The organism is Pseudorhizobium banfieldiae (assembly GCF_000967425.1).
GTDB lineage: Bacteria > Pseudomonadota > Alphaproteobacteria > Rhizobiales > Rhizobiaceae > Neorhizobium > Neorhizobium banfieldiae.
In genome coordinates, this window is sequence record NZ_FO082820.1 from 3,927,558 (window position 1) to 3,951,983 (window position 24,426).

The 24,426-nt window shown below is 63.8% G+C and carries 23 protein-coding genes; 12 read left to right on the forward strand and 11 right to left on the reverse strand.

All coding sequences use genetic code 11. From position 1 onward, the window contains the following. Positions 1-119: 119 nt before the first annotated feature. From NT26_RS18940 to NT26_RS18955, 4 genes are read left to right on the forward strand one after another with little or no spacing between them, the layout of a single operon-like run. Positions 120-704: a TRAP transporter small permease gene (locus NT26_RS18940; protein ID WP_052641048.1), complete on the forward strand. Its 585-nt coding sequence runs from the start codon at positions 120-122 to the stop codon at positions 702-704. A 2-nt stretch (positions 705-706) separates the two neighbouring features. Continuing rightward, positions 707-2,023, forward strand: coding sequence for a TRAP transporter large permease (locus NT26_RS18945; protein WP_052641051.1), 1,317 nt, complete (start codon positions 707-709; stop codon positions 2,021-2,023). 17 nt (positions 2,024-2,040) lie between these two features. Then, positions 2,041-3,030, forward strand: coding sequence for a TRAP transporter substrate-binding protein (locus tag NT26_RS18950; protein ID WP_244467643.1), 990 nt, complete (start codon positions 2,041-2,043; stop codon positions 3,028-3,030). Positions 3,031-3,086: 56 nt separating this feature from the next. Next, positions 3,087-3,608, forward strand: a complete 522-nt coding sequence (locus tag NT26_RS18955; RefSeq protein WP_052641053.1) for a winged helix DNA-binding protein — start codon at positions 3,087-3,089, stop codon at positions 3,606-3,608. A 5-nt stretch (positions 3,609-3,613) separates the two neighbouring features. Here NT26_RS18955 and NT26_RS18960 read toward each other — a convergent pair whose 3' ends face one another. Continuing rightward, positions 3,614-4,438, reverse strand: coding sequence for an alpha/beta hydrolase (locus NT26_RS18960; RefSeq protein WP_052641055.1), 825 nt, complete (start codon positions 4,436-4,438; stop codon positions 3,614-3,616). A 216-nt stretch (positions 4,439-4,654) separates the two neighbouring features. Between NT26_RS18960 and NT26_RS18965 the strand changes: the two genes are divergently transcribed. The 6 genes from NT26_RS18965 (at position 4,655) to NT26_RS18990 (ending at position 10,943) form a co-directional block, all read left to right on the forward strand. Beyond that, positions 4,655-6,286: an AMP-binding protein gene (locus NT26_RS18965; protein WP_244467644.1), complete on the forward strand. Its 1,632-nt coding sequence runs from the start codon at positions 4,655-4,657 to the stop codon at positions 6,284-6,286. Between the two features lie 180 nt (positions 6,287-6,466). Beyond that, positions 6,467-7,603, forward strand: coding sequence for an ABC transporter substrate-binding protein (locus tag NT26_RS18970; protein ID WP_052641057.1), 1,137 nt, complete (start codon positions 6,467-6,469; stop codon positions 7,601-7,603). 9 nt (positions 7,604-7,612) lie between these two features. Then, entirely contained in the window at positions 7,613-8,536 is a 924-nt protein-coding gene (locus tag NT26_RS18975) for a branched-chain amino acid ABC transporter permease (RefSeq protein WP_052641059.1), read from the forward strand. A gap of 7 nt (positions 8,537-8,543) precedes the next feature. Continuing rightward, positions 8,544-9,518 (forward strand): branched-chain amino acid ABC transporter permease, encoded by a 975-nt coding sequence (locus tag NT26_RS18980; protein ID WP_052641061.1) that lies wholly within the window; start codon positions 8,544-8,546, stop codon positions 9,516-9,518. Then, complete coding sequence (locus NT26_RS18985; RefSeq protein WP_052641063.1) at positions 9,511-10,260, forward strand: ABC transporter ATP-binding protein; 750 nt, start codon at positions 9,511-9,513, stop codon at positions 10,258-10,260. The genes NT26_RS18980 and NT26_RS18985 overlap by 8 nt, the downstream gene beginning before the upstream one ends. Next, on the forward strand, positions 10,260-10,943 hold the full coding sequence (locus NT26_RS18990) for an ABC transporter ATP-binding protein (RefSeq protein ID WP_172974111.1): 684 nt from the start codon (positions 10,260-10,262) through the stop codon (positions 10,941-10,943). The genes NT26_RS18985 and NT26_RS18990 overlap by 1 nt, the downstream gene beginning before the upstream one ends. Here NT26_RS18990 and NT26_RS18995 read toward each other — a convergent pair. The 6 genes from NT26_RS18995 to NT26_RS19020 are packed head-to-tail and all read right to left on the reverse strand — an operon-like array spanning position 10,928 to position 18,454. Beyond that, positions 10,928-12,904 (reverse strand): 3-hydroxyacyl-CoA dehydrogenase NAD-binding domain-containing protein, encoded by a 1,977-nt coding sequence (locus NT26_RS18995; protein ID WP_052641065.1) that lies wholly within the window; start codon positions 12,902-12,904, stop codon positions 10,928-10,930. The two genes, NT26_RS18990 and NT26_RS18995, sit on opposite strands and share 16 nt — an antisense overlap. 4 nt (positions 12,905-12,908) lie before the next feature. Next, the gene (locus tag NT26_RS19000; protein WP_052641067.1) at positions 12,909-13,304 is read right to left on the reverse strand and encodes a RidA family protein; all 396 of its coding nucleotides are present in this window, start codon (positions 13,302-13,304) and stop codon (positions 12,909-12,911) included. Next, a complete protein-coding gene (locus tag NT26_RS19005) occupies positions 13,297-14,496 on the reverse strand; it encodes an acyl-CoA dehydrogenase family protein (RefSeq protein WP_052641069.1) in 1,200 nt (399 codons plus the stop codon). The genes NT26_RS19000 and NT26_RS19005 overlap by 8 nt, the downstream gene beginning before the upstream one ends. Position 14,497: 1 nt before the next feature. Beyond that, complete coding sequence (locus NT26_RS19010) at positions 14,498-15,343, reverse strand: enoyl-CoA hydratase family protein (RefSeq protein WP_052641071.1); 846 nt, start codon at positions 15,341-15,343, stop codon at positions 14,498-14,500. Further along, the gene (locus NT26_RS19015; protein WP_052641073.1) at positions 15,340-16,131 is read right to left on the reverse strand and encodes an SDR family NAD(P)-dependent oxidoreductase; all 792 of its coding nucleotides are present in this window, start codon (positions 16,129-16,131) and stop codon (positions 15,340-15,342) included. Before NT26_RS19015 ends, NT26_RS19010 begins: the two co-directional genes overlap by 4 nt. Positions 16,132-16,141: 10 nt before the next feature. Continuing rightward, positions 16,142-18,454 (reverse strand): bifunctional salicylyl-CoA 5-hydroxylase/oxidoreductase, encoded by a 2,313-nt coding sequence (locus NT26_RS19020; RefSeq protein ID WP_052641075.1) that lies wholly within the window; start codon positions 18,452-18,454, stop codon positions 16,142-16,144. A gap of 170 nt (positions 18,455-18,624) precedes the next feature. On the opposite strand from NT26_RS19020, the gene NT26_RS19025 reads away from it, so the two are divergent. Together NT26_RS19025 and NT26_RS19030 are read left to right on the forward strand one after the other, a co-directional pair. After that, on the forward strand, positions 18,625-19,137 hold the full coding sequence (locus tag NT26_RS19025; RefSeq protein WP_052642388.1) for a MarR family winged helix-turn-helix transcriptional regulator: 513 nt from the start codon (positions 18,625-18,627) through the stop codon (positions 19,135-19,137). A gap of 8 nt (positions 19,138-19,145) precedes the next feature. Continuing rightward, a complete protein-coding gene (locus tag NT26_RS19030; RefSeq protein ID WP_052641077.1) occupies positions 19,146-20,075 on the forward strand; it encodes a glutaminase in 930 nt (309 codons plus the stop codon). Positions 20,076-20,131: 56 nt separating this feature from the next. On the opposite strand, the gene NT26_RS19035 is transcribed toward NT26_RS19030, so the two are convergent. From NT26_RS19035 to NT26_RS19050, 4 genes are all read right to left on the reverse strand, one after another. Beyond that, positions 20,132-21,649 carry a tripartite tricarboxylate transporter permease gene (locus NT26_RS19035; protein ID WP_052641079.1) on the reverse strand — a complete coding sequence of 506 codons (1,518 nt, stop codon included), beginning with the start codon at positions 21,647-21,649 and terminating at the stop codon, positions 20,132-20,134. 20 nt (positions 21,650-21,669) lie between these two features. Continuing rightward, positions 21,670-22,164 carry a tripartite tricarboxylate transporter TctB family protein gene (locus NT26_RS19040; RefSeq protein WP_052641081.1) on the reverse strand — a complete coding sequence of 165 codons (495 nt, stop codon included), beginning with the start codon at positions 22,162-22,164 and terminating at the stop codon, positions 21,670-21,672. Beyond that, positions 22,161-23,105 (reverse strand): Bug family tripartite tricarboxylate transporter substrate binding protein, encoded by a 945-nt coding sequence (locus tag NT26_RS19045; RefSeq protein WP_052641083.1) that lies wholly within the window; start codon positions 23,103-23,105, stop codon positions 22,161-22,163. Before NT26_RS19045 ends, NT26_RS19040 begins: the two co-directional genes overlap by 4 nt. A gap of 202 nt (positions 23,106-23,307) precedes the next feature. After that, complete coding sequence (locus NT26_RS19050; protein ID WP_052642390.1) at positions 23,308-24,378, reverse strand: ABC transporter substrate-binding protein; 1,071 nt, start codon at positions 24,376-24,378, stop codon at positions 23,308-23,310. Positions 24,379-24,426 lie beyond the last annotated feature (48 nt).

The following is a 24,426-nucleotide window of genomic DNA, read 5'->3' on the forward strand; positions in this document are numbered from 1 at the left end:
CTCGTTGCTGCATCATGCCGCCACAACGGGCAAAGAAGCCGCCAGAGCTTCGCCCGGCCACGGCAACCGAGGGGAGCCGACCATGTTTGACTGCCGTATTCCACACGGGAGGGCCATCTGTGTCCTCCATTGATCCGCGCCATAGCATTTTCCCCGAGTGGCTGAGGAAGGCGCTCGACGGTCTCTACCTCGCCGCGGGCTGGCTCGCCGGCATCTTTCTCATCGCAATCTTCCTGATCATGCTGTCGCTGTCCGCCGGACGGCCTCTCGGGATAGATGTCCCGGCCGGGGACGACTTTACGGCCTGGTGCATGGCCGCGACCGCATTTCTTGGCCTGGCACACACGTTCAGATCGGCGGAACTCATCCGCATGGGATTGCTGATCGACCGGATCAGCGGGCTGCCGCGGAAGATGATCGAGATCGCCTGCACGGCCATCGGTGCCGCCGCGGTTTCCTATTTCGCCTGGTACGCGATCGAGATGACCCTGTTCTCCTGGCGTTTCAACGACGTCTCGATGGGCGTGATTGCGGTGCCGCTGTGGATCCCGCAGTTCGGCATGTCGGCTGGCCTTACCATTCTCGCGATCGCCTTCGTCGATGAACTTATCCACCTGCTGTTTGGCGGTGCTCCGCGCTACGAAAAACCGAAGGCGGAAAGCCCGGACGAGATCATCGAGCGCGTCATGGAAAGCGGGGTCTGATCATGGATGCCCTGTCTCTGATCGAAGTCTCCGGGCTTATCCTTGGCGCCCTCCTTTTCCTCCTTGTCGGCGGCGTCTGGATCGGTATCGCGCTGCTCGTCTGCGGCTTCGTCGCCATGCAGTTCGCGCCCGCCGGCATTCAGATCGGTGCGGCACTCGCCACCAATGCCTGGAGCGGGACCGCCTCCTGGAGCCTTGCCGCCTTGCCGCTCTTCGTCTGGATGGGCGAGATTCTCTACCGGACGCGGCTCTCGGACGAAATGTTCCGCGGCCTGTCGCCTTGGCTGAACTGGCTTCCCGGGCGCCTGATCCACGTCAACGTCCTTGGCTGCGGGCTTTTCGGCGCCGTCTCCGGCTCCTCCGCGGCCACGACGGCCATGGTCGCCAAGATCACGCTGCCGGAACTCAAGAAGCGTGGCTATGACGACATGATCAGCCTTGGTTCGCTCGCCGGTGCCGGAACCCTCGGCTTCCTGGTCCCGCCGTCGATCACCATGATCGTCTATGCGGTTGCGGCGAATGTTTCCATCATCCAGATGTTCATTGCCGGCCTCATTCCGGCTGCCATCGTCATGGTGCTCTACATGACCGCCATCGTCGTCTGGTCGCTGATGAACCCGGACAGAAGCCCGCCGCCGGCGCCGAAGACCAGTCTGGCCAGCAAGCTCAGGGAAAGTCTGAACCTTATCCCGCTGGCTCTCCTGATCATGACTGTCTTCTCGGCCCTGCTCATGGGCTGGGCCACGGCAACCGAATGTGCCGCCTGGGGCGTGCTCGGGTCGCTGGTGATTGCCGCTTGGCAGCGCGCGCTTACCTGGAAGAGCTTCAAGGAAAGCGTCATGGGGGCGACCCGCATGACGGCGATGATCATGCTGATCCTCACCGGCGCCGGCTATATGTCGATCGCCATGGGCTATACCGGCATTCCGGCCGCGCTGGCGAGTTGGGTGGACGGCTTCGGCCTCAGCCCCTATGCGCTGATTGCGGTCCTGACGATCATGTACATCCTCCTCGGCTGCGCCATCGACGGACTGTCGATGATCGTGCTCACCACGGTCGTGGTGCTTCCAATGATCCAGCAGGCGGGCTTCGACCTCATCTGGTTCGGTGTCTTCCTGGTCCTGATGGTCGAGATGGCGCAGATCACGCCGCCCGTGGGGTTCAATCTCTTCGTGCTGCAGACGATGAGCGGCCGCGACAGCCTGACGGTTGCCCGCGCCGCGCTTCCTTTCTTCTTCCTGCTTGTGGCGACTGTCGCCATCATCACGGTCTTCCCGGACATCGTGATGGTCCTGCCGCGAATGGCATTTCCGGGGTAACGCAAAGGGGAATGACAATGAACTTGCACATGCGATCGATCGCCCGCTGGGGCATGACGGCAGCGGCACTCGCCCTGGGAGCGGGCGCGGCACTGGCCCAGACGGAATGGGTCCTGCCTTCCGCCTATCCGCCGGCGAACTATCATACCGAAAACCTCATGCAGTTCGCCTCCGACGTCGACGCAGCGACGAAGGGTGAACTCAAGATCACCGTGCACCCAGGCGCCGCACTCTTCAAGGCACCGGAAATCAAGCGTGCGGTGCAGACGGGCCAGGCTCAGGCAGGCGAGGTGCTGATCTCGCTGCACGAAAACGAGAACCCGGTCTTCGGGATCGACGTCGTGCCTTTCCTCGCCACCAGCTTCGAGGAGTCGAAAAAGCTGTGGGAAGCGTCGAAGCCGACGGTGGAGAAGGCGCTCGACGAGCAGGGGCTGAAGCTGCTATACACGACGCCCTGGCCGCCCCAGGGCATCTACACCAAGAAGGACGTCAACACCGTCGAAGACCTCAAGGGCCTGAAGTGGCGCGCCTATAACGTCGGCACGTCGCGCATCGCCGAACTCGTCGGCGCACAGCCGGTGACGGTCCAGGCTGCCGAGCTTCCGCAGGCACTGGCGACCGGCGTGGTCGACGGCCTGATGACCTCCAGCGCCACCGGCGTCGATTCCAAGATCTGGGAATCGCTCACCCACTACTATGACACGCAGGCCTGGATCCCGAAGAACGTCATCTTCGTGAACAAGGGCGCGTTCGAGGCGCTGGATCCGGCCGTGCAGACAGCGGTCACGGAAGCTGCGGCAGCAGCCGAAGAGCGCGGCTGGAAACTCGGTGTCGAGAAGACGGCGGCATACATGGAGACGCTGAAGTCGAACGGCATGCAGGTTCTTGCTCCCAGCGAGGAACTGAAGAGCGGCTTGGCGGAAGTCGGTGCCCAGCTGACTGAAGACTGGCTGTCCAAGGCCGGCGACGAGGGCAAGGCCATCGTAGACGCCTACAAGAAGATGTGATGCAAGAAGCGCCGCCGGGTTTACCGGCGGCGCTTTGATTTTCGGGAGGAGACATCATGCCAGCCAAGAAGGATGATCTGGGCCCTATCGTATCCTCGGGCCACCTTGCCAGCGGAGCCCTGCCCGCACTGTCGGAGATCGAATTCGGGCTGATCATGCTGAACCACGCCTTCAACCGATGGATGGTGCGCTGCATGGCGGCGGCCGGCGTGCCGGACCTTTCGCCTGTCGACATCCTGGTGCTTCATAACATCAACAGCCGCAACAAGCCGAAGACGCTTGCCGACATCTGCCTCGTGCTGAACATCGAGGACACTCACGTCGTGACCTATGCACTGAAGAAGCTGGAGCGGATGAAGCTCATCAAGTCCGGTCGGCGCGGCAAGGAAAAGCTGGTCATGGTGACCGAAGCAGGTGCGCAATCCTGTGCACGCTACAAGGCGATGCGCGAGAGCCTGCTCGTCAACTCCGTCCTGGCGACCGAGGTATCCGCTGATAGTCTTTCGGAAGTCGCTGCACGGCTCCGAGCCCTCTCCGGTCACTACGACCAGGCGGCGCGCGCCGCGGCTTCGCTGTAGGCGCGTCAGGAGAGCAGCGTCTGCGTCAGCGGATGATGGGGATCGGCCAGCCCATCGATCACGTTGAAGTGGTGGCGGTCCGGTTCCTCGACGACTTCGGTCTCGGCGCCAAGGCCCTTCCAGATATTGGCGAGCAGCGCGTTCTGGCGGAGGAATTCCGATCGCTCCGCGCCGCCCACCCAGCAGGTCAGCCTGGCAGCCTGCATCGGCTCGAGAAGTGCCGGGCTTTCGCGCCATGCCTCCTGCCGGTCGATGTTCAATTGCCTGTTCATGGCCGTGTGCATCAGCGGCCGCAGGTCATGCAGGCCGGAAAGCGATACGGTGTGCACAATGCGGCTGCGGACCTCTTCCGGCAAGGGAGAGGTCACCGTGATTATCCGCGTCGCGAGATGGCCGCCGGCGGAGTGCCCGATCAGCCGTATGGGGCCGGCGACGAGCTCTGCCGCCCGCTCGATCGCGTTGGCCACCTCAAGGGTAATCCCGCCAATGCGGATCTCGGGGCATAGCGTGTAGGAGGGAATTGCGACGGCATAGCCCAGTTCCACCGCGCCGCGGGCGAGATGGGACCAGTAGGACTTGTCGAGCCGCAGCCAGAAGCCGCCATGGATGAATACGACGAGGCCGGCAGGTTCGGTGGCTGGCAGGAAAAGATCCATCCTGTTCCGCGCGCCGTCGCCGTAGCGAAGATCAAGCTTCGCATGCCCCGCTTCCTCCAGCGCATGCCGGTACTCCCGCGCCGGACCCACCCAGAGATCCGGCCAGCGATCCCCGCCGGGGATGTTGGGTCCGTTGGCATAGGCATCGTCCCAATCGGATATCCGGTGTCGCATGTGGCCCTCAGTATCATCCAGTCGCATCCATAGTTGCATCTGGCTGTCATGAGAGGAAGGGGGTGCATGGCTGCCGGTCCAAAATTATTACAAACTTAAAATTTCTCTCTTGCCAGCGCGCGGGAGCGGTGCTTTTCTGGTGAAAAGGCAAAAATGCCACGGCCGCAGCACCGGATATCCTCGGGTTGCGGACCAAGAAGAACGCATGGGAACTCGATGATGAAACTGGGACCGACAGGCCATCTGGACACGTTTGCGCGCGACCATCTCCCGCCGCCGGACCAGTGGCCGGAGCTTCTTCTCGACGGCTTCGATTATCCCGAATGGCTGAACGCCGGGGTCGAGTTGACGGACCGGATGGTCGAGCGCGGCTTTGGCGACCATACCGCGCTGATTGGCAACGGCCGTCGCCGGACCTACAAGGAGCTTTCCGACTGGACGAACCGCATCGCGCGGGCTCTGACGGAAGACTACGGGCTGAAGCCCGGTAACCGGGTCCTGATCCGCTCGGCGAACAACCCCGCCATGGTTGCCTGCTGGCTTGCGGCGACGAAGGCCGGCGCCGTGGTCGTCAACACCATGCCGATGCTGCGCGCCGGAGAGATCGCCAAGGTGGTCGACAAGGCCGAAGTCACCATGGCGCTTTGCGACACCCGGCTGATGGACGAACTGGTGGCGGTCGCCAAGGAGAGCCGGTTTCTGGAGCAGGTGATCGGCTTCGACGGCACGGCCAATCACGATGCCGAACTCGATCGCGCCGCCCTCGACAAGCCGGTCAAATTCGAGGCCGTGAAAACGGGACGGGACGATGTCGCGCTGCTGGGCTTCACCTCCGGCTCCACCGGCGTGCCGAAGGCGACCATGCACTTCCACCGGGACATCCTGATCATCGCCGATGCCTATGCGAAGGAAGTGCTGAAGGTCACGCCGGACGATGTATTCGTCGGCTCCCCGCCGCTCGCCTTTACCTTCGGCCTCGGCGGTCTTGCGGTCTTCCCGTTGCGCTTCGGCGCGGCAGCCACGCTGCTCGAGCAGGCGACGCCGCCGAAGATGATCGAGATCATCGAGACCTATAAGGCGACGATCTGCTTCACCGCGCCCACTGCCTACCGCGCCATGCTTTCCGCCATGGATGAAGGCGCCGATCTTTCCTCACTCCGCGTCGCGGTGTCGGCGGGCGAAACACTGCCGGCTCCCGTCTATGACCAGTGGGTGCAGAAGACCGGCAAGCCGATCGTCGATGGCATAGGCTCGACAGAGATGCTGCACATCTTCATCTCCAACCGGCTCGACGACTCCAAGCCTGCCTGCACGGGCAAGCCGCTCACCGGCTACCAGGCCGTCGTCGTGGATGACGATATGCGCGAGGTGCCGCGGGGAACGATCGGCAAGCTCGCCGTCAAGGGCCCCATCGGCTGCCGCTATCTCGCCGACGACAGGCAGCGCGACTACGTGCGCGACGGCTGGAACCTTACCGGCGATTCCTTTGTGGAGGACGAGGAAGGCTATTTCCACTTCGCCGCCCGCTCCGACGACATGATCGTCTCGGCCGGCTACAACATTGCCGGTCCGGAGGTCGAGGCGGCACTGCTGAAGCACGAGGCGGTTGCCGAATGCGCGGTGATCGGAGTTCCGGACACGGAACGTGGCCATATCGTCGAGGCGCATGTCGTGCTGGTCGATCGTCGTGCGGCGTGCGATGCCATGGCGAAGCTCCTGCAGGAGCACGTCAAGAATGTCATCGCGCCCTACAAGTATCCGCGCTCCATCGTCTTCACCGACGCACTGCCGAAGACGGAGTCAGGGAAGATCCAGCGGTTCCGGCTGAAGCAGGCGAGTGCGGCATGAGCGTTTACCGACATTCTGCAAAAGCGCATTCCAGCGGCTTCGCCAGTGGACGTTCTTTTGCAAGTATGGAAGGTATCGGGAATACCGGTCGGTGATGACATCGGGCGGATATCCGGGCTGCGAGATCGAGGGGTCCGCGCCTGGGGATGGGGTCATAAGAACAACTGGGAGTTCGAAACAATGAAGAAACTGGTTTCCGCCGCCACGCTGGCGCTCAGCATGAGCGTTTCCGGCCTTGCCTTCGCCGAGCCTGTGAAGATCGGCATGATCACGACGCTTTCGGGCGGCGGTGCCGGCCTCGGCATCGACACGCGCGACGGCTTCATGCTGGCCATCAAGCAGGCAGGCAATAGCGAGATCGAGGTCATCACCGAGGACGATGGACAGAAGCCGGAACTGGCCGTACAGATCGCCGACAAGATGATCCAGAGCGACCAGGTCGATATCCTGACCGGTATCGTCTGGTCGAACCTGCTGATGGCGGTCGCGCCGAGCGCAGTCGCCCAGGGCAAGCTTTATGTCTCCACCAATGCCGCGCCGGCGGCACTTGCCGGCGAGAACTGCAACCCGCTCTATTTCAACGCCGCCTACCAGAACGACAATCTTCATGAAGCCATGGGCGAATACGCCAACAAGGACTACAAGAAGATGTTCATCATGGCGCCGAACTATCCGGCGGGGAAGGATTCGCTGACCGGGTTCAAGCGCTTCTACAAGGGCGAAGTTGCTTCGGAAGTCTACACCCAGGTCGGCCAGACCGACTATGCGGCCGAGATCGCCCAAATCCGTGCCTCCGGTGCCGACGGCGTCTTCGCCTTCCTTCCGGGCGGCATGGGCATCGCCTTCATGAAGCAGTACGCCCAGTCGGGCGTCGAAATCCCGATCATGGGCCCGGGCTTCTCCTTCAGCCAGGATGTTCTTGGGGCGATCGGCGACGCTGCTCTCGGCGTCAAGAATTCCGGCCACTGGGCCAAGGACCTGGACAATGAGGCGAACAAGAAGTTCGTGGAGGCTTTCCAGGCTGAATACGGTCGCCTGCCGTCCATCTATGCCGTGCAGGCTTATGATGCGGGCCAACTGATTGCATCCGCAGCAGCCAAGGCCGATGTGAAGGATACGGAATCATTCCGTGCGGAGCTCCTGAAGGCGGACATCCAGTCGCCGCGTGGTAAGTTCAAGTTCAACACCAACCAGCACCCGATCCAGGACATCTACGTCCGCGAAGTGGTGAAGGACGGTGATGTTCTTACGAATAAGATCCTCGCGCCGGTCTTCACCGATCACCAGGATGCCTACGCCAAAGACTGCAAGATGTAAGGTTGACTGGTGACTTTCGCACTTGCTCTTGAGCAGTTGCTCAATGGCCTTCAGCTCGGCGTCATGTTGTTTCTCATGGCTGCCGGGCTGACGCTGATCTTCGGCGTCATGGGGCTGATCAATCTCGCACATGGTTCTCTCTACATGGTCGGCGCGTTCGCCTGTGCGGCGGTGGCTGCGGCAACGGGCTCCTTCTGGCTCGGCCTCGTCGCCAGCCTCGCCTGCGCGGCGGCGGCCGGAGCGATCGTCGAGCTGCTCGTCATCCGGCGGCTCTACGACCGTGACCACCTGGACCAGGTTCTGGCGACCTTCGCTCTGATCCTGATGTTTTCGGAGGGGACCCGCTGGCTGTTCGGCTCGTTCCCGCTCTATCTCAACATTCCGCCGCTCCTGCAGGGCGCGGTGGCGCTGCCCGGTGGTGCGCAATACCCCGTCTATCGACTGGCGATCATCGCCGCCGGCGCACTCGTAGCCTTCGGACTCTATCTCCTGATCGGCAAGACGCGGCTGGGCATGCGCATCCGCGCGGGCGAAAGCGACCGCGAGATGATCGGCGCCCTCGGCGTCGACATCCGTACGCTCTATACGGTCGTCTTCGCCCTCGGTGCAGCGCTTGCGGGCCTTGCCGGCGCCATGGTCGGCGCGCTGCAATCCGTGCAGGTCGGCATGGGCGAGCCTGTCCTCATCCTCGCCTTCGTGGTGATCGTCATCGGCGGCATCGGCTCCATCAAGGGCGCGCTCCTTGGAGCGCTGCTGGTCGGCGTTGTGGATACGATGGGCCGGTTGCTGCTTCCACAGCTCGTCGGTATTTTCCTGCCGCCCGCGCAAGCAGGCATGATCGGCGGTGCTGCGGCATCAATGCTCATCTACGTCATGATGGCGCTTATCCTGGCGATGAAGCCGCGCGGGCTTTTCCCCGCAGCCCACGCGTGAGGCCGCGATGCTGACCCGGGAAATTCTCGTCAACCTGATCCTGGCTGCGCTGCTGCTTGCGGTGCCGCTCATTGCCAATGCCTTTGGCCAGCCGTTCTACGTCACGCTCGCGACCCGCGTCGCCATCCTGGCGCTGGCGGCGACCGGCCTCAACCTCGCGCTTGGCCTCGGCGGCCTCGTGTCCTTCGGCCATGCGGCCTTCTTCGGGATTGGCGGATATGCCGCCGGCATCCTCGCGACCCATGCCTTCTCCGGCGATCCGCTCCTGCTTGGTCTGTCCGGCACCAACCAGATGCCGGTGATCTGGCTGGTGGCGATGCTGGTGGCGGGGCTTGTGGGGCTCCTGATTGGCCTGATCAGTCTTCGGACGTCCGGCGTCTACTTCATCATGATCACGCTCGCCTTCGCGCAGATGGTCTACTATTTCGCGATCTCCTGGCCGGCCTATGGCGGCGAAGATGGCCTCTCGATCCTGGTGCGCAACCAGTTCCCGGGCGTCAATACGATGAAGCCGGTGAGCTTCTTCCTGATCTGCTATGCGGTGCTGATCGTCGCGCTCGGCCTCTTCGTGGTGATCCGCGGATCCCGCTTCGGCTCGGCCTTGCAGGCAGCCCGCCAGAACGAGGTGCGCGTCGCGACCGTTGGCATCGCACCCTATCGGATCCGCCTCACGGCTTTCGCGATCTCCGCGGCCCTGACGGGACTGGCCGGTGCCCTGTTTGCGGATCTCAACCGCTTCGTCAGCCCCTCCATGCTGTCCTGGCACATGTCCGGCGAGCTCATCGTTCTGATCATCCTCGGAGGCACGGGACGGTTGTTCGGGCCGCTCGCGGGTGCGGCTCTGTTCGTGATCTTCGAATACGTCCTCGGTGGCTTGACGGAGCGCTGGCAGTTCTTCCTCGGCCTGATCCTGCTCGGCACCGTGCTCTTCGCGCGCGGCGGGCTCCTCGGGCTTCTGGCCGGAAAGGCACGTCATGGCTGAACCGGTTCTTGAACTCTCCGATCTCGTGAAGAGCTTTGGCGCGCTCAGGGCGACGGATCATGTTTCGCTCGACCTGAAGCCCGGCGAAATCCACGCGCTGATCGGGCCGAATGGCGCCGGCAAGTCGACGCTCATCCACCAGATCTGCGGTACGCTGCGGCAGGATTCCGGGACGATCCGCCTCGCCGGCAAGGATATCGGACATCTCGGCGTCGCAGAGCGCTCGCGGCTCGGGCTTGGCCGCACCTTCCAGGTATCCTCGCTGGCCCCCGACTTCTCGGCGCTGCGCAATGTCATGCTGGCGGTGCAGGCGCAGCAGGGCTCGAGCTTCCGTTTCTTCAAGCCGGTGATGCGCGATGCGTCGCTGATCGACCGGTCGATGGCCATGCTGGAGCGCGTCGGCCTTCAGGACAGGGCACGTATTCCCGCAGCCGAACTGTCGCACGGCGAGCGTCGGCAACTGGAAATCGCCATTGCGCTTGCCCTCAATTCCAAGGCCTTCCTGCTCGACGAGCCGATGGCCGGCATGGGACCGGAAGGGTCGAAGGCGTTGACCGGCTTTCTCCATAGCCTCCGGCAGGAAGCACCGATCCTGCTCGTGGAGCACGACATGGATGCCGTCTTCGCGCTGGCGGATCGGATCTCGGTGCTGGTCTACGGCCGGGTCATCGCCACCGGCACGGTCGAGGAGATCCGGCGCGATCCGGCTGTGCGGACCGCTTATCTGGGAGACCATGCCTGATGCTGCTCGATGTTTCCAGGATAGAAGCCTCGTATGGCGCGAGTCAGGCGCTGTTCGGAGTGGATCTGGCGGTCGAGGAAGGCCAGGCCGTCGCTCTCATGGGCCGCAATGGCATGGGCAAGACGACGACGATCCGGGCGATCTGCAACCTCAACCCGCCACGTGCCGGATCCGTCCGGCTTGCGGGGACCGATCTCAAGGGTAAGCCATCGCATCGCGTCGCCAAGCTCGGCATCGGTCTGGTGCCGGAAGGGCGGCGGTGCTTTCCAAACCTCGCGGTGCACGAGAACCTCGTTGCTGCCGCGCGTCCCGGGGCGTGGAGCCTTGAGCGCGTCAACGACCTCTTCCCCCGCCTTGCCGAGCGTCACGCCCAGATGGCGCGGTCGCTCTCCGGCGGTGAGCAGCAGATGCTGGCAATCGGCCGTGCGCTGATGACCAATCCGCGCCTGCTGATCCTCGACGAAGCAACGGAGGGCCTTGCGCCTGTCATCCGACAGGACATCTGGGCGGCGATCCGCAAGTTGAAGGCCGAGGGGCTCTCCATCCTGGTCGTCGACAAGACGCTGTCAGAACTGCTTCCGGTCGCCGACCGCTGCGTCATCCTGGAGAACGGACGGAGCGCCTGGCATGGAACGCCGGCGGAACTGTCCGCCGACCTGCAGGACCGTTATCTCGGCGTTTGAGCTGCCGCGAACATCGGCCCGCCCTTGTGGGCCGGAAAGCCGTAGCCGTTGATCATCACGAGGTCGATGTCGCTCTCGCGAGCGGCGATACCGTCCTCAAGCAGCTTCCTGCCCTCAGCGGCCATTGCGGCAAGCAGACGGTCGACGATCTCTGTGGCAGTGAAGCTGCGCGGTGTAATTCCCTTGCTTGCGCGGCACTGCGCGATGATCTCGGTCACGACCGGATCCACCTGCCGCTTCCCCTCGGGATAGGCATACCAGCCTCGTCCGGCCTTCTGGCCGAGCCGGCCGGCTTCGCAGAGCCGATCCGCAATCTCGACATAACGCTCCGACGGATCACGCGTTACTGCCTGTCGCTTGCGTCGCGCCCAGGCGATATCCAGTCCCGCCATGTCATAGACGGCGAAGAGACCCATCGGGAACCCATAGTCTTCCAGCGCCGCGTCGATCTCGTGCGGCAGGGCGCCGTCCTCCAGCAGGAACTCGGCCTCGCGCCGATAGGCGGAGAAGATGCTGTTGCCGATGAAACCTTCGGTGACGCCGGTGACGATCGCGAGCTTTCGGAGTCTCTTCGCCACCGCAAGCCCGGTCGCCAGAACGTCGGGCGCCGTGCGGGCGCAGCGCACGACCTCCAGCAGCCGCATGACATGGGCCGGCGAGAAGAAATGCAGACCAAGCACGCGCTCCGGGTGAGCGGTAGCAGCGGCGATCTCGTCCGGGTTGAGGTAGCTCGTATTGGTGGCAAGGATGGCGTCAGGCCGGATGACCTTGTCCAGGCGGCGGAAGAGATCGATCTTGACGCCGAGATCGTCGAACACCGCCTCGATGACAAGATCGCAAAGAGCAAGATCGGCATCGGCTGCCGTGACCGAGAGGCGGGTCTCCTGTGCGTCGAAGGCCGTCTGATCGATCCGTCTGGCGGAGAGGTTCTTCTGCAGAAGCCCGAGAATGCGCTCGCCACCCCTGGCCGCTGCCTCATCGTCCCGGTCAAGCCCGATCACGCGATAGCCGGCAGCGAGTGCGGCGACTGCGATGCCGCTTCCCATTAGGCCGAGGCCGACGATGCCGATGGTCTCGACGGGGCGAGGGGAAACACCCTCCAGATCCTCAACCTTCGATGCCTGCCGTTCCCCAAAGAATACATGGCGCAATGCGGCCGCCTCGCTGCTCTCGCGGAGCTTGAGGAAGGTGGCCCGCTCGTCGGCCATGCCTTCGGCGAGCGGCCGCGCGGCCGCTTCCACGAGGCGGACGGCTTGGGCGGGTGCCTGTTGACCGCGTGCCTTGGCAAGGATCCTCGTCTTCGCCTTTTCGACGGCGGCGCTGTCGGTAGCCGGAACCGCCAATTGGCCGGTCCGGCGCGGGTCTTGGCCGGTATTTCGCCGAACGGCCGCAAGGGCTGCCTCCTGCAGGCCGGCATCCGCGATTTCATCGATCAGGCCGAGTTCGTGCGCTTCCTTCGCCTTCACGCTGCGGCCGCTGCCGATCAGGTCGATTGACGCAGGGATGCCGATCAGCCGGGGCAGGCGCTGGGTACCGCCCGCACCCGGCACGATGCCGAGCTTCACTTCGGGGAGCCCCATCTGAGTAGCCGAAGACGCCACCCTGTAGTGGCAGCCGAGCGCAACCTCCAGGCCGCCTCCGAGGGCTGCGCCGTTGATGGCCGCGACGGTTGGTTTCGCAGAGTGTTCGATCCGCTCTATGACCGTCGGCAGGTTCGGCTCCGCCGGCGGCTGTCCGAATTCACGGATGTCGGCGCCGCCAATGAAGGTCTTGCCGGCCCCCGTGATGAGGAGCCCAAGAATACCGGCGTCACCACCGGCACGGTCCAGTGCCGCCACGAGGCCGGCGCGGACATCGGCCGAGAGCGCGTTGACCGGCGGATTGTCGATGGTGACGACGAGGACGCCGTCATGGATCTCGCCGCGTACGGCGTCGGAGAAAAGGATCGCGGCGGCTTCCATCGCCTTACTCCGGCACGACGGCGATGGCCTGGATCTCGATCTTGGCGCGGTCCTCGATGAGGGCCGTCACCTGCATGGCGGCCATGGCCGGAAAGTTCCTGCCCATGATTTCGCGATAGGCCTGACCGATGCCCTTCAGGTTGGCGAGGTATTCGGCCTTATCCGTGAAATACCAGGTCATCGTCGTCACATGTTCGGGGCCTGCGCCGCCGGCTGCGAGGACGGCGACGACGTTCTTCAGCGTCTGGCGGACCTGCTCGACGAAATCGTCCGTCTCGAACTGGCACTGGCCGTTCCAGCCGATCTGGCCGCCGACATAGACCTGCCGGCCGCGTGCCGCCACGCCGTTGGAATAGCCGATCGGTTTCGCCCAGCCCTCGGGCTGAAGAATGTCATGCATGCGTCTTCTCCGGAGGCGCGCTCTTCAGGAGTTCGCGCGCGATGATGAGTTTCTGGACTTCGGTTGCGCCCTCGTAGATCCGCAGCGCACGGATTTCGCGATAAAGGCTCTCGACGATCTCGCCGCTCTTCACGCCCCGTCCGCCGAACATCTGCAGGGCGCGGTCGATCACCTGCTGGGCGTTCTCCGTCGCCACCATCTTCGCCATGGCTGCTTCCTTGGTGGTCGGCAGGCCCTGAACGTCGCGGCGCCAGGCGGCACGATAGGTCAGGAGAGCCGCGGCATCGATCTGTGCCGCCATGTCGCCGAATGCAGCCTGGGTCAGCTGAAGGTCGGAAAGGCGGGCGCCGAACATCGGACGGTCCGTCGCATGGGCAAGCGCCTCGTCCAGCGCCCGGCGGGCAAAGCCAATCGCGGCCGCAGCGACGGAGGCGCGGAAGATGTCGAGCGTGCGCATGGCGATCTTGAAGCCCTCGCCGGGACTGCCGAGCAGCCTATCAGCGGGTATGCGGCAGTTCTCGAAGCGGATGGTCGCCAGCGGATGCGGCGCAATCACGTCAATTCGTTCGGCGATCGAGAAGCCGGGATCATCGGCATAGACGACAAATGTCGAGATGCCGCGCGTTCCAGGTGCTTCGCCCGTACGAGCGAAGACGGTGTAGACGTCGGCAATGCCGCCATTGGAGATCCAGGTCTTCTCGCCGTCGAGAACATAGTGGTCGCCATCGCGGCGCGCTGCGCAGGCCATGGCGGCGACATCGGAGCCCGCGTCCTTTTCGGAGAGCGCGAAGGCAGCGATCCATTCGCCGCTCTGCGCTTTCGGCAACACAGCGCGACGTAGTTCCTCCGTTCCGGAAAGCGCAACCGCGCCGGTGCCGAGCCCCTGCATCGCAAAGGCAAAATCGGCGAGTCCGTCATGCCAGGAAAGCGTTTCGCGGGTGAGGCAGGCTTCGCGGGAATCGATCGCGCGCGTTCCACCCGCGCCGGTCGCCGCATCCAGTAGCCCGGCCTCTCCGAGCGAGCGAACGAGGTTGCGGCAGGCGCGATCGGTGTCGGCATGGTCGATGGCGGAAAGCGCAGCCGATGCAGTATAGGCGTCGAGCCGTGCCGCCAGCGTACGGTGGCTGTCGTCGAAGAAGGGCCAGTCGAGATGCTCGCGGGTCGGACCGGTTAGCCGGGTCGGTGCCGCCATGTCAGTTCCCCTCGAAGACGGGCTTGCGCTTATCAGCAAAGGCTTCGAAGGCGCGGCGGAAATCCTTGGTCGCCATGCAGACGGCTTGCGCCTGCGCCTCCGACTCGATCATCTCGTCGATGCCCATCGCCCATTCCTGGTTCAGCATGGTCTTGGTCATCGTGTGGGCGAACCACGGTCCGTCCGCCAGCGACTGCGCCAGTTTCAGTGCCTCGGCCTCCACGGCGTCCGCCGCGTGAAGCGCATTGTAGAAGCCCCAGGCGTGACCTTCCGAGGCGCTCATGGCGCGGCCGGTGAAGAGGAGTTCGGCGGCACGGCCCTGGCCGATGATGCGCGGCAGGATACCACAGGCGCCCATGTCCGCACCGGCAAGACCCACGCGGGTAAAGAGGAAAGCGGTCTTCGCCTCGGGCGTCGCAAGCCGCAGGTCGGAGGCCATGGCGAGGATGGCGCCAGCGCCGGCGCAGATGCCGTCCACCGCCGCGACGATCGGCTGCGGGCACTTCTTCATCGCCTTGACCAGATCTCCGGTCATCCGCGTAAAGGCGAGAAGGTCCGGCATCGCCATCTGCGTCAGCGGTTCGATGATCTCGAACACGTCACCGCCAGACGAAAAATTGCCGCCGGCTCCGGTCAGGACCACCGCGCGAACATCCGAAGCATATGCAAGGTCGCGGAACAGGTCTCGCAGCTCCGCATAGCTTTCGAAGGTAAGCGGATTCTTACGGTCCGGCCGGTTCAGCCGGATCGTGGCGACCCGCCCGTCGGTGCTGACCTCCCAGAGGAAATGCTGCGCCTGATAATCCTTGAACGGGCGAAGGTGCCCTGCCATGGAAGCCGTGCTCATCCTGCCAATACCTCCCCGCCGGCGATTGCGATCGCCTGGCCGTTGATCGAAGCCGCGGCGGGCGATGCCAGCCACAGAACCGCGTCTGCGACTTCTTCCGGCCGGATCAGCCGTCCCTGCGGATTGCTTTTCGTGAATCCCTTCATCGCGTCTTCCCGGCTGCGGCCGGTCTTCGCGACGATTGTTTCGATCGCCTGCGCGATCAGCGGCGTATCGGTAAAGCCGGGGCAGACTGCGTTAATGGTGATACCCGTCTTCGCAAGTTCCAGCGCCAACGAACGCGTGAGGCCGATGACGCCATGCTTTGCCGCGGTATAGGCCGAAACATACGCATAGCCGGTGAGGCCCGCGGTGGAGGCGACGTTGATGATACGGGCACCGTCGCCGCGCGACTTCAGGTCTGGAAGGGCAGCCTGCGTGACGAGGAAGGCTCCAGTCAGGTCGACCGCGAGGACGTGGTTCCACATGTCCAGCGAGGTCTTCTCGAATGGAGCGCTGGGCGCCTCTCCGGCATTGTTTATGAGGATGTCGACGGGACCAAATGCGGCGCGGGCGGTTATCATGCCCTCCGCAACAGCCGTCTCGCTTGTGACGTCGAAGCCATGAGCCACGTGAACCTGCGAGGCGCCGAGTCTTTCGGCGAGCGCCTTCAGCGGTTCTGCGCGGCGTCCGGCCAGGGTGACCCTCGCACCGGCCTCGACGAGCGCGGTCGCGATGGCAGCACCGATGCCGCTGCCGGCACCCGTTACCAGCGCATGACGCCCTTCAAGCTTGCGCGCTGCATCCATCAGCCGATCCTCACTTCGTTGCTGCGGCACGCGCCAGATTGGTCTCGTATTGCTGTTTGCCGGAATAGTACTGCTTCGGCCAGGCGATGTCGGTGAGCCCGATGCGCGCTGCCTCGTGCAGCACCCAGGCCGGATCGGCGAGATGCGGACGGGCGACAGCGCAGAGATCGGCGCGGCCCGCGGCGATCACCGAATTGGCGTGGTCCGCTTCCGAGATCGCGCCGACGGCAATGGTGGGAATGCCGACCTCGTTGCGGATCTTGTCGGAGAACGGCGTCTGGAAAAGGCGGCCGTAGACCGGCTTTTCTTCCTTCCAGACTTGGCCGGACGAGCAGTCGATCATGTCGGCTCCGGCGTCCTTGAACATCTGCGCGAAGATTGCCGCGTCGTCTGGCGTATTGCCGCCCTCGAACCAGTCGTGGCAGGAGAGGCGCACCGAGATTGGCTTATCCTCAGGCCAGACGGCGCGAATGGCATTGAAGATCTCCAGCGGGTAGCGGGCGCGGTTCTCGTGGCTGCCGCCATATTCGTCGGCTCGACGGTTGGTCAGCGGCGACAGGAAGCTTGAGAGCAGGTAGCCGTGGGCGCAGTGAAGCTCCAGCCAGTCGGCGCCGGTTGTCACGGCAAGCTCGGTGGCGCGCACGAAATCTGCCTTGACCCGATCCATGTCCGCACGGTCCATGGCTTTCGGAACCTGGCTGTTCTGCAGGTAGGGCAGGGCGGAGGCGGAGATCAGCGGCCAGTCGCCCGTCTGAAGCGGCTGGTCGATCCCTTCCCATGCCAGCTTCGTGGCACCCTTCCGCCCGGCATGGCCAAGCTGGATGCCCACCTTCGCGGTGCTGTTGCCATGGACGAAATCCACAAATCGCTTCCAACCCTCCGCCTGCTTGTCGTTCCACAGGCCGAGGCAGCCGGGGGTGATTCGGGCGTCCGGCGACACGCAGGTCATTTCGCCGAAGACGAGTGCTGCGCCGCCGAGCGCGCGGGCGCCCAGATGCACGAGATGGAAATCGTCGAACACGCCGTCCTTGGCCGAATACATCGCCATCGGCGACATGACGATGCGGTTCTTCAGCGTCACCCCGCGCATCGTATAAGGCGTGAACATCGGAGGTGGCACCCGGCCATCGGCTGACGGTTCGACACCTGCCTGACCGGCGAACCAGCGCTCGTAGCCCTCGAGCCAGGCCTTGTCGCGCAGCCGCAGGTTCTCATGGCTGATGCGCTGCGACCGGGTCAGCATAGAATACATGAACTGTTCGGGCGGCAGCGTATCGGCATAGCGCCTGCCCACGACCTCGAACCATTCCATTGCATTGCGCGCGGCGTTCTGGATGCGGGCGACGTCGACGCGGCGGATCTCCTCGTAGTCCTCCAGAACCGCCGGGATATGCTCCTTCGCATGGCCGTGCCGGTTGAACTGATTTGTGAGCTCGATCGCATCATCGATGGCGAGCTTCGTCCCCGACCCTATGGCGAAGTGGGCGGTATGGGCGGCGTCGCCCATCAGCACGACGTGCGAGTGGCCGTTGAAGTGGCTCCACTTGCCGCAGATCAGGCGGTTGAAGTTCAACCACGCGGAACCCCGCAGGTGGCGGGCATTGGTCATCAGTTCGGCGCCGTCCAGAACCTCGGAAAACAGATCCTGGCAGAAGTCGATCGACCCCTGCTGGTCCATCTGGCCGAGACCATGCTTTTCGTAGGCATCCTCGGTGGTCTCGACGATGAAGGTCGAAGTCTTGTCGTCGAACTTGTAGATGTGCGCCTGGAACCAGCCGTGATCCGTCTTGCGGAAATCGAAGGTGAAGGCATCGTAGAGCTTGTTGGTGCCGAGCCAGATATAGCGGTTCGGCCGTGTCACGAGGTCGGGTTCGAAAACCTCCTGATACCGGTTGCGGATCTTCGAATTGAAGCCGTCCGAGGCGATGATGAGATCCGCATCCGCATAGTCGAGGTCGCTCGCGACCTCCGTCTCGAACACCAGTTCGACGCCGAGCGCTTCGCAGCGGCGCTGCAGGATGTTGAGGAGCTTCTTGCGGCCAATGCCAACGAAGCCATGGCCGGAGGTGCGCTGGCGGGTACCCTTGAACCAGACCTCGATGTCGTCCCAGTGGTTGAAGGCATCCTCGATCTCGGCCGCACTCTCCGGATCCCACGCGCGCATCGCCTCCATGGTTGCATCGGAAAACACGACACCCCAGCCGAACGTGTCATAGGGACGATTGCGCTCGACGACCGAAATCTCGTGCGCAGGGTTCTGCTTCTTCATCAGGAGCGCGAAATAGAGCCCCGCCGGGCCGCCGCCGATGCAGACGATGCGCATGAAGCTGTTCCTCCTGATGTTCCGCTTTATTATTTTAAGTTTAAACTATATGTGGCGTGAGGCGATCGTCAAGCGCTTTCGGGACGGAGACCCCGACCAAGGGAGCCTTTGACAATTCAAATATCGCTTCGTAACTGTTCAGACAGGGGGATGTGGCGCGGATGGACACCATGGAAAACGATGCCGCGAGCGCGGACCTGGAGCTGATCGTGCATGGTCCCGCGGGCGCGGCCAAGCCCGAGACGAGGCTGTGGCTTCGCATGCTCTCGACCACCAAGCTGATCACCACCGAAATCCGCCGTCGGCTGAGAACGGAGTTCGGCGCGACGCTGCCGCAATTCGACCTCATGGCGCAGCTCTACCGCGAGAAGAACGGCCTGCGTCTTGGGGAGCTGTCCCGCCGGACAATGGTCACCAACGGCAATGTAACCGGGCTGGTGGAGCGGCTTGAATCCGACGGACTGGTCAAACGCGTCACGCCGGATCGTGACCGGCGGGTTACGGTCGCGCAGCTGACGCCAGCGGGGGCAAAACTCTTCGCGGCCATGGCCGTCGCCCACGAGGCGTGGCTTCGTGACCTGATGGCCGATGTCGACCGCGCCATGGTCGCCGAACTGTGGTCGGATATCGGCAAGGTCAAGACTTCGGTCCGCAACCATCTCTCCGGCTCTGAATTCGAATAGCGGCCCCCATGGAAAACCTGCAGTCCATCGTGGACGAGATCCATCACGCTCTCCTGCCGCGGCTTGGGGAAGGCAAGGTCGCGGATTACATCCCGCAACTGGCTCATATCGATCCGAAAAAGTTCGGGATCGCCGTGACGGACGTGGATGGGGTGGTCGCCAAGGCGGGCGATTGCGATGAGCCCTTCTCGATCCAGAGCATATCCAAGGTCTTCACCCTGACGCTGGCACTCGGCAAGCACGGTGAAAACGTCTGGAAGCGGGTGGGGCGGGAGCCGTCCGGATCGGCCTTCAATTCCATTGTCCAGCTGGAGCACGAGGAAGGCAAGCCGCGCAATCCGTTCATCAATGCGGGCGCAATCGCGGTCAGTGACCTGATCCTCGCCGGCCATACGCCAAGGGAGGCGATCGGCGAGATTGTTCGCTTCGTCCAGTACCTCGCGGACGATGATGGCATCGCGATAGACCCTGCCGTTGCCAAGTCCGAGGCGGCGACAGGGTATCGCAACATCGCTCTCGCCAACTTCATGCGGGGCTTCGGGAAGCTCGACCATCCGGTCGACCACGTCCTCGGCGTCTACTTCCACCACTGCGCGCTGGCCATGACCTGCACGCAACTCGCGCATTCCGGACTTTTCCTTGCGGCAGCCGGGCGCAACCCGCTGACGGGCCATACGGTGGTATCACGCCAACGGGCTCGGAGGATCAACGCGCTGATGCTGACCTGTGGCCACTACGACGGCTCGGGCGATTTCGCCTACCGCGTGGGCCTTCCGGGGAAGAGCGGAGTGGGTGGCGGCATTCTTGCCGTTGCGCCGGGCAAGGCGTCCATCGCCGTCTGGTCTCCCGGCCTCAACCACAACGGAAATTCGCTGGTCGGCTCGCTCGCGCTGGAAATGCTGGCGCATCGCACCGGCTGGTCCGTCTTCGGACCCTGATAGGCAAAAAAGGGGGCGCAGCGAAGCCGCACCCCCTCCGTCCTGGGAGGACTAGCTCAGTCTTCGTTCGCGGCCATCTGCGACAGCATCGCACCCCGGCCGCGGATCCGAAGGATCAGCGGAACGATGAAGGCGAGCGCCGCCACCACCAAGAGCACGGCTGCGATGGGCGAAGTGAAGAGATAGGTGACGTCGCCCTGGCTGATCGCCAGAGCGCGACGTAGTTGCTGTTCAGCCAGCGGCCCGAGGATAAGGCCGACCACGACCGGTGCAATCGGGTAGCCGAAGACCCGCATGACATAGCCGAGCAGCCCGAAGGTCAGGAGCATGCCGAGTTCAAACACGGAAGGGTTTGCCCCGATCGTTCCGAGCGTCGCGAAGACCAGGATACCGGCATAGAGCCAGGGCTTGGGGATGGTCAGCAGCTTCACCCACAGGCCGATCAGCGGCAGGTTGAGAACGAGCAGCATGGCATTTGCAATGAGGAGCGAAGCGATCAGGCCCCAGACGAGCTGCGGATTGGTGGCGAACAGCAACGGGCCTGGTTGCAGGCCATATTGCTGGAAGCCGGCAAGCATGATCGCCGCCGTCGCGGTGGTCGGCAGGCCGAGCGTCAGGAGCGGCACGAGCGTGCCGGCGGCCGATGCGTTGTTGGCTGCCTCAGGTCCTGCGACGCCTTCGATGGCGCCGTTGCCGAATTCCTCCGGATGCTTCGTCAGTCGTTTTTCCGTCGCATAGGAGAGGAAGGTGCCGATCTCCGCACCGCCGGCGGGCATGGCGCCGATCGGGAAGCCGATCACGGTGCCGCGAAGCCAAGGCTTCCAGGAGCGGGCCCAGTCCTGCGCGCTCATCCAAACGGAGCCCTTAACTGCCTCGACCGTCTCCGGCCCCCGCATCCCCTGCGCGGCGACGAAGAGCGTTTCGCCGATGGCGAACATGGCGACCGCCATCGTGGTCACTTCGATGCCGTCCAGCAAGTCTGGAACGCCAAACGAAAGGCGGGTCTGGCCGGTCAACTGGTCGATGCCGACGATCGAAAAGGCCAGACCCACGAAAAGCGCGGTCAGGCCACGAAGCGCGGAATCCCCGAAGGCTGAGGAAACGGTGACGAAGGCGAGCACCATCAGCGCGAAGTATTCCCGCGGCCCGAACTGGATGGCGATCTGGACGACGTAGGGTGCGAGGAAGGCCAGCAGCAGCGTGGCGACAAGACCGGCAACGAAGGAGCCTATGGCAGAGGTCGCCAGTGCAGGTCCGCCACGGCCCGCCTTGGCCATCTTGTTGCCCTCCAGCGCAGTGACGATGGACGCGCTTTCCCCGGGTGTATTGAGGAGGATGGACGTGGTCGAGCCGCCGTACATGCCACCGTAGTAGATGCCGGCAAACATGATGAGGGAACCGGTCGGGTCAAGCCGGTAAGTGACCGGCAGTAGCAGAGCGACGGTCAGCGCAGGGCCAATTCCAGGCAGAACGCCGACGGCCGTGCCGAGCGTCACGCCGATCAGGGCGTAAAGGAGGTTCATCGGCTCCATGGCCGAAAGCAACCCCTGCAAGAGAAACTCGAATGTGGTCATGAGGGTATCCGGTGCTCTCGTCAGAGGAACAGCTGTTCCAGTGGCCCGGCGGGTAGGGACAGCTGGAGCAGTCCGGCGAAGATCAGGTAGATTCCGAGGCAGATGGCGATGCCGACGGGGATGGTAAGCCACAGCTTTCTGCGACCGAAGCCGGCAGCGACAAATCCGAAGAGCACGCCCGTAGCGATCGAAAAGCCTGTGCGGTTGAGGAGCAGCATCTGCGCCGCAAGACCGCCCACCACCCAGAATACCGGGCCGAGCTCTTGTTTCTCCCGCTGCGGAAAATCGCCGCGAAACGCCTCGATGGCAGTCCAGATCGCCAGCCCGATCAAGCCGAAGGAGATCCATTCCGGAACTGTTGCTGGCCCGACCTGCGAATAGCCGGCGGCACCCTTCACGCGGGCGACGTCGAAGAAGATCACTGCCGCAATCGCGACGAGGACGACGGCGATGGCAAGCGCCGCCCAATCGGGGCGGCGCTGCTCGTTTGCGGGAGTCGTTTGGTCGAGGCTCATTTCACCAGCCCGATATCCTTCAGCACGGTTTCCGTCGCGCTGATGTCCTTCTCGAGCTGCGCATCGAACTCATCGCCTGCAAGGTAGGTATCGGCCCAGCCCTTGGTCTTCAGCGTCTCCTGCCAGGTTGCCGACTTGGCGAGCTTCTCGATGTCGGCGAGCACGGCAGCCTTCTGCTCGTCGGACAGGCCGGGAGCTGCCGCTACCATGCGCCAGTTCTGCAGCACGACGTCATAGCCGGCCTCCTTCAGTGTCGGAGCGTCAACGCCCTCGATGCGCTCATCGCTGGAAACGGCGAGCAGGCGCAGCGTACCGGCCTCGACCTGCGACTGGAACTCGCCATAGCTGGAAACGCCGGCAGTTACCTGGCTGCCGAGGATGGCTGCGAGTGCCTCGCCGCCGCCCGAATAGGCGATGTAGTTGATCTTGGTAGGATCGACGCCGGCTGCCTTCGCGAGGAGCCCCACGGCAATATGGTCGGTACCGCCGGCAGAGCCGCCTGCCCAGGAAACCGAACCCGGATCCGCCTTCAGCTTCTCGACGAGCTGGTCGATCGACTGAATGTCGGAGGACGCTGGTACGACGATTGCCTCATATTCCCCGGTCAGGCGGGCGATAGGCGTGACGTCCTTCAGGGTCACCGGCGACTGGTTCGTCAAGATGGCGCCGACCATGACATAGCCGCCGACGATCAGGGCGTTCGCGTTGCCCTTCTGCTGGCTGGCGAACTGTGCGAGGCCAATCGTGCCGCCGGCGCCCGGAACGTTGACGACCTGCACGTTGCCGGAGATGCCCTCTTCCTGAAGGGCCGTCTGGAGCGAGCGTGCGGTTTGGTCCCAGCCGCCGCCGGGCGCTGCAGGCGCCATGATGGTGTAGTCGGCGGCTGCGGCCGGCAGAGCGAGAACTCCGGCGAGAATCGAAGCAAGAACGAAGTGTTTCAAGGGTCTGTCCTCCAACAAGCGCCGTCTGGCGCGATCATCTTGTTTGGGCAAGGAGGACGGCGTGCTGGCGGCACATGCCGCCGGGCGCTCCTCCCATCCGCATCGGCAGTCCCCTCCAGGAGCGCCGAATGCCCATAAGCGATCATATCAAGCTGACATCTACCTGACATTCCGCCTCTCCTGCGTAAATGGCAAGGGGAGTTCACTGCAGCCGGAGCACCTCGTTCCAGCGTGAAATGAGCCTCGCCCGCTTCACCTGGTCGAGATAGACCATCAATCCGAGGCTGACCGGTACGGGCTTGAGCTGCCCGCCCAGCATCTCCCGCATGGTGGTGGCGGTATTGTTGCCCGAGACCTCCGGGCTGACGGCTGGGATCTGCAGTTCACGCGCCATGATCGTCTGGCCCTCGCGAGACATGAAGAACGAGAGGTAGCGGCGCCCGAGTTCGGGAGCGGCGGCGGCCTGGGGAACGAGACCGATCCGCGACATGACGACGGTATAGTCCTTCGGAAGCACGATGCCGACATTCGGATGTCGGGAGGCCCAGTCGGCCGCATAGGAACCGAGGATGTTGTAGCCCAGGACAAACCGCCCGTCGGCGACGCGCTCGAGAATTGCCTGGCTCGTCGAATAGAGCTTGACGCCGGCAGCTCCCATGGCCCGGATCACCGACCAGATGTCACCGAACTGCTCCTGGTCGCGCGACATGAACAGGAAACCGACCCCCGAGCGCTCGATGTCGTATGTGCCGATCCGGCCATAGACGTCATCGCCGCGCTGCGACAGGAGCGCCACGAACTCGGCGCGCGTCGAGGGTGGTGCTTCTTCCTGGAAGCTTGGCTTGTGATAGACGAAGACTGCCGGCTCGAAGGTCAGGGCATAGGCGGTATTGCGCCAATTGGCCCAGCCCGGCCAAATCTCGCTCATCGGCAGATCGCTACGCTGTGCATAGCCGTCATTTGCGAGCTTGACCTGCAGGTCCATCGCAGAGGAGAAGGCGAAGTCGGCCGTTTTCTGCCCGGCATCCGTTTCCCGAACAATCCGATCGTAGATTTCGCCTGTCAGCATGTCCTCATAGCGTACGGCAATATCCGGATTGGCGGCCTGGAAGCCCGCGACCATCGGGCGCGCCAATGGCTCGTCGAGCGAGGAGTAGACCACCAGTACAGGTGCATCGGCGCGGCCGGACAGGGCAGGAAAAACCGTCGTTGCCGCGGATGCAAAGCTGGACAGGAAGGAAAGGAGAAGGGGGAGGATAACGAGCGGCCTCATGCCCAAACCATGCATCAGCAGGAGCCGCAGCACAAGCCGAGGATCCGG

Bases quoted from the DNA above. Each gene is read 5' to 3' on its own strand.
- NT26_RS18995 (WP_052641065.1), bottom strand. From the start codon at position 12,904: ATGGAAGCCGCCGCGATCCTTTTCTCCGACGCCGTACGCGGCGAGATC.
- NT26_RS19000 (WP_052641067.1), bottom strand. From the start codon at position 13,304: ATGCATGACATTCTTCAGCCCGAGGGCTGGGCGAAACCGATCGGCTAT.
- NT26_RS18960 (WP_052641055.1), bottom strand. From the start codon at position 4,438: ATGCGACACCGGATATCCGATTGGGACGATGCCTATGCCAACGGACCC.
- NT26_RS19040 (WP_052641081.1), bottom strand. From the start codon at position 22,164: ATGAGCCTCGACCAAACGACTCCCGCAAACGAGCAGCGCCGCCCCGAT.
- NT26_RS19015 (WP_052641073.1), bottom strand. From the start codon at position 16,131: ATGGATGCAGCGCGCAAGCTTGAAGGGCGTCATGCGCTGGTAACGGGT.
- NT26_RS19030 (WP_052641077.1), top strand. From the start codon at position 19,146: ATGGAAAACCTGCAGTCCATCGTGGACGAGATCCATCACGCTCTCCTG.
- NT26_RS18970 (WP_052641057.1), top strand. From the start codon at position 6,467: ATGAAGAAACTGGTTTCCGCCGCCACGCTGGCGCTCAGCATGAGCGTT.
- NT26_RS18955 (WP_052641053.1), top strand. From the start codon at position 3,087: ATGCCAGCCAAGAAGGATGATCTGGGCCCTATCGTATCCTCGGGCCAC.
- NT26_RS19010 (WP_052641071.1), bottom strand. From the start codon at position 15,343: ATGAGCACGGCTTCCATGGCAGGGCACCTTCGCCCGTTCAAGGATTAT.
- NT26_RS19005 (WP_052641069.1), bottom strand. From the start codon at position 14,496: ATGGCGGCACCGACCCGGCTAACCGGTCCGACCCGCGAGCATCTCGAC.
- NT26_RS18990 (WP_172974111.1), top strand. From the start codon at position 10,260: ATGCTGCTCGATGTTTCCAGGATAGAAGCCTCGTATGGCGCGAGTCAG.
- NT26_RS19025 (WP_052642388.1), top strand. From the start codon at position 18,625: ATGGAAAACGATGCCGCGAGCGCGGACCTGGAGCTGATCGTGCATGGT.
- NT26_RS19020 (WP_052641075.1), bottom strand. From the start codon at position 18,454: ATGCGCATCGTCTGCATCGGCGGCGGCCCGGCGGGGCTCTATTTCGCG.
- NT26_RS18980 (WP_052641061.1), top strand. From the start codon at position 8,544: ATGCTGACCCGGGAAATTCTCGTCAACCTGATCCTGGCTGCGCTGCTG.
- NT26_RS19050 (WP_052642390.1), bottom strand. From the start codon at position 24,378: ATGAGGCCGCTCGTTATCCTCCCCCTTCTCCTTTCCTTCCTGTCCAGC.
- NT26_RS19035 (WP_052641079.1), bottom strand. From the start codon at position 21,649: ATGACCACATTCGAGTTTCTCTTGCAGGGGTTGCTTTCGGCCATGGAG.
- NT26_RS18985 (WP_052641063.1), top strand. From the start codon at position 9,511: ATGGCTGAACCGGTTCTTGAACTCTCCGATCTCGTGAAGAGCTTTGGC.
- NT26_RS18950 (WP_244467643.1), top strand. From the start codon at position 2,041: ATGAACTTGCACATGCGATCGATCGCCCGCTGGGGCATGACGGCAGCG.
- NT26_RS18945 (WP_052641051.1), top strand. From the start codon at position 707: ATGGATGCCCTGTCTCTGATCGAAGTCTCCGGGCTTATCCTTGGCGCC.
- NT26_RS18965 (WP_244467644.1), top strand. From the start codon at position 4,655: ATGATGAAACTGGGACCGACAGGCCATCTGGACACGTTTGCGCGCGAC.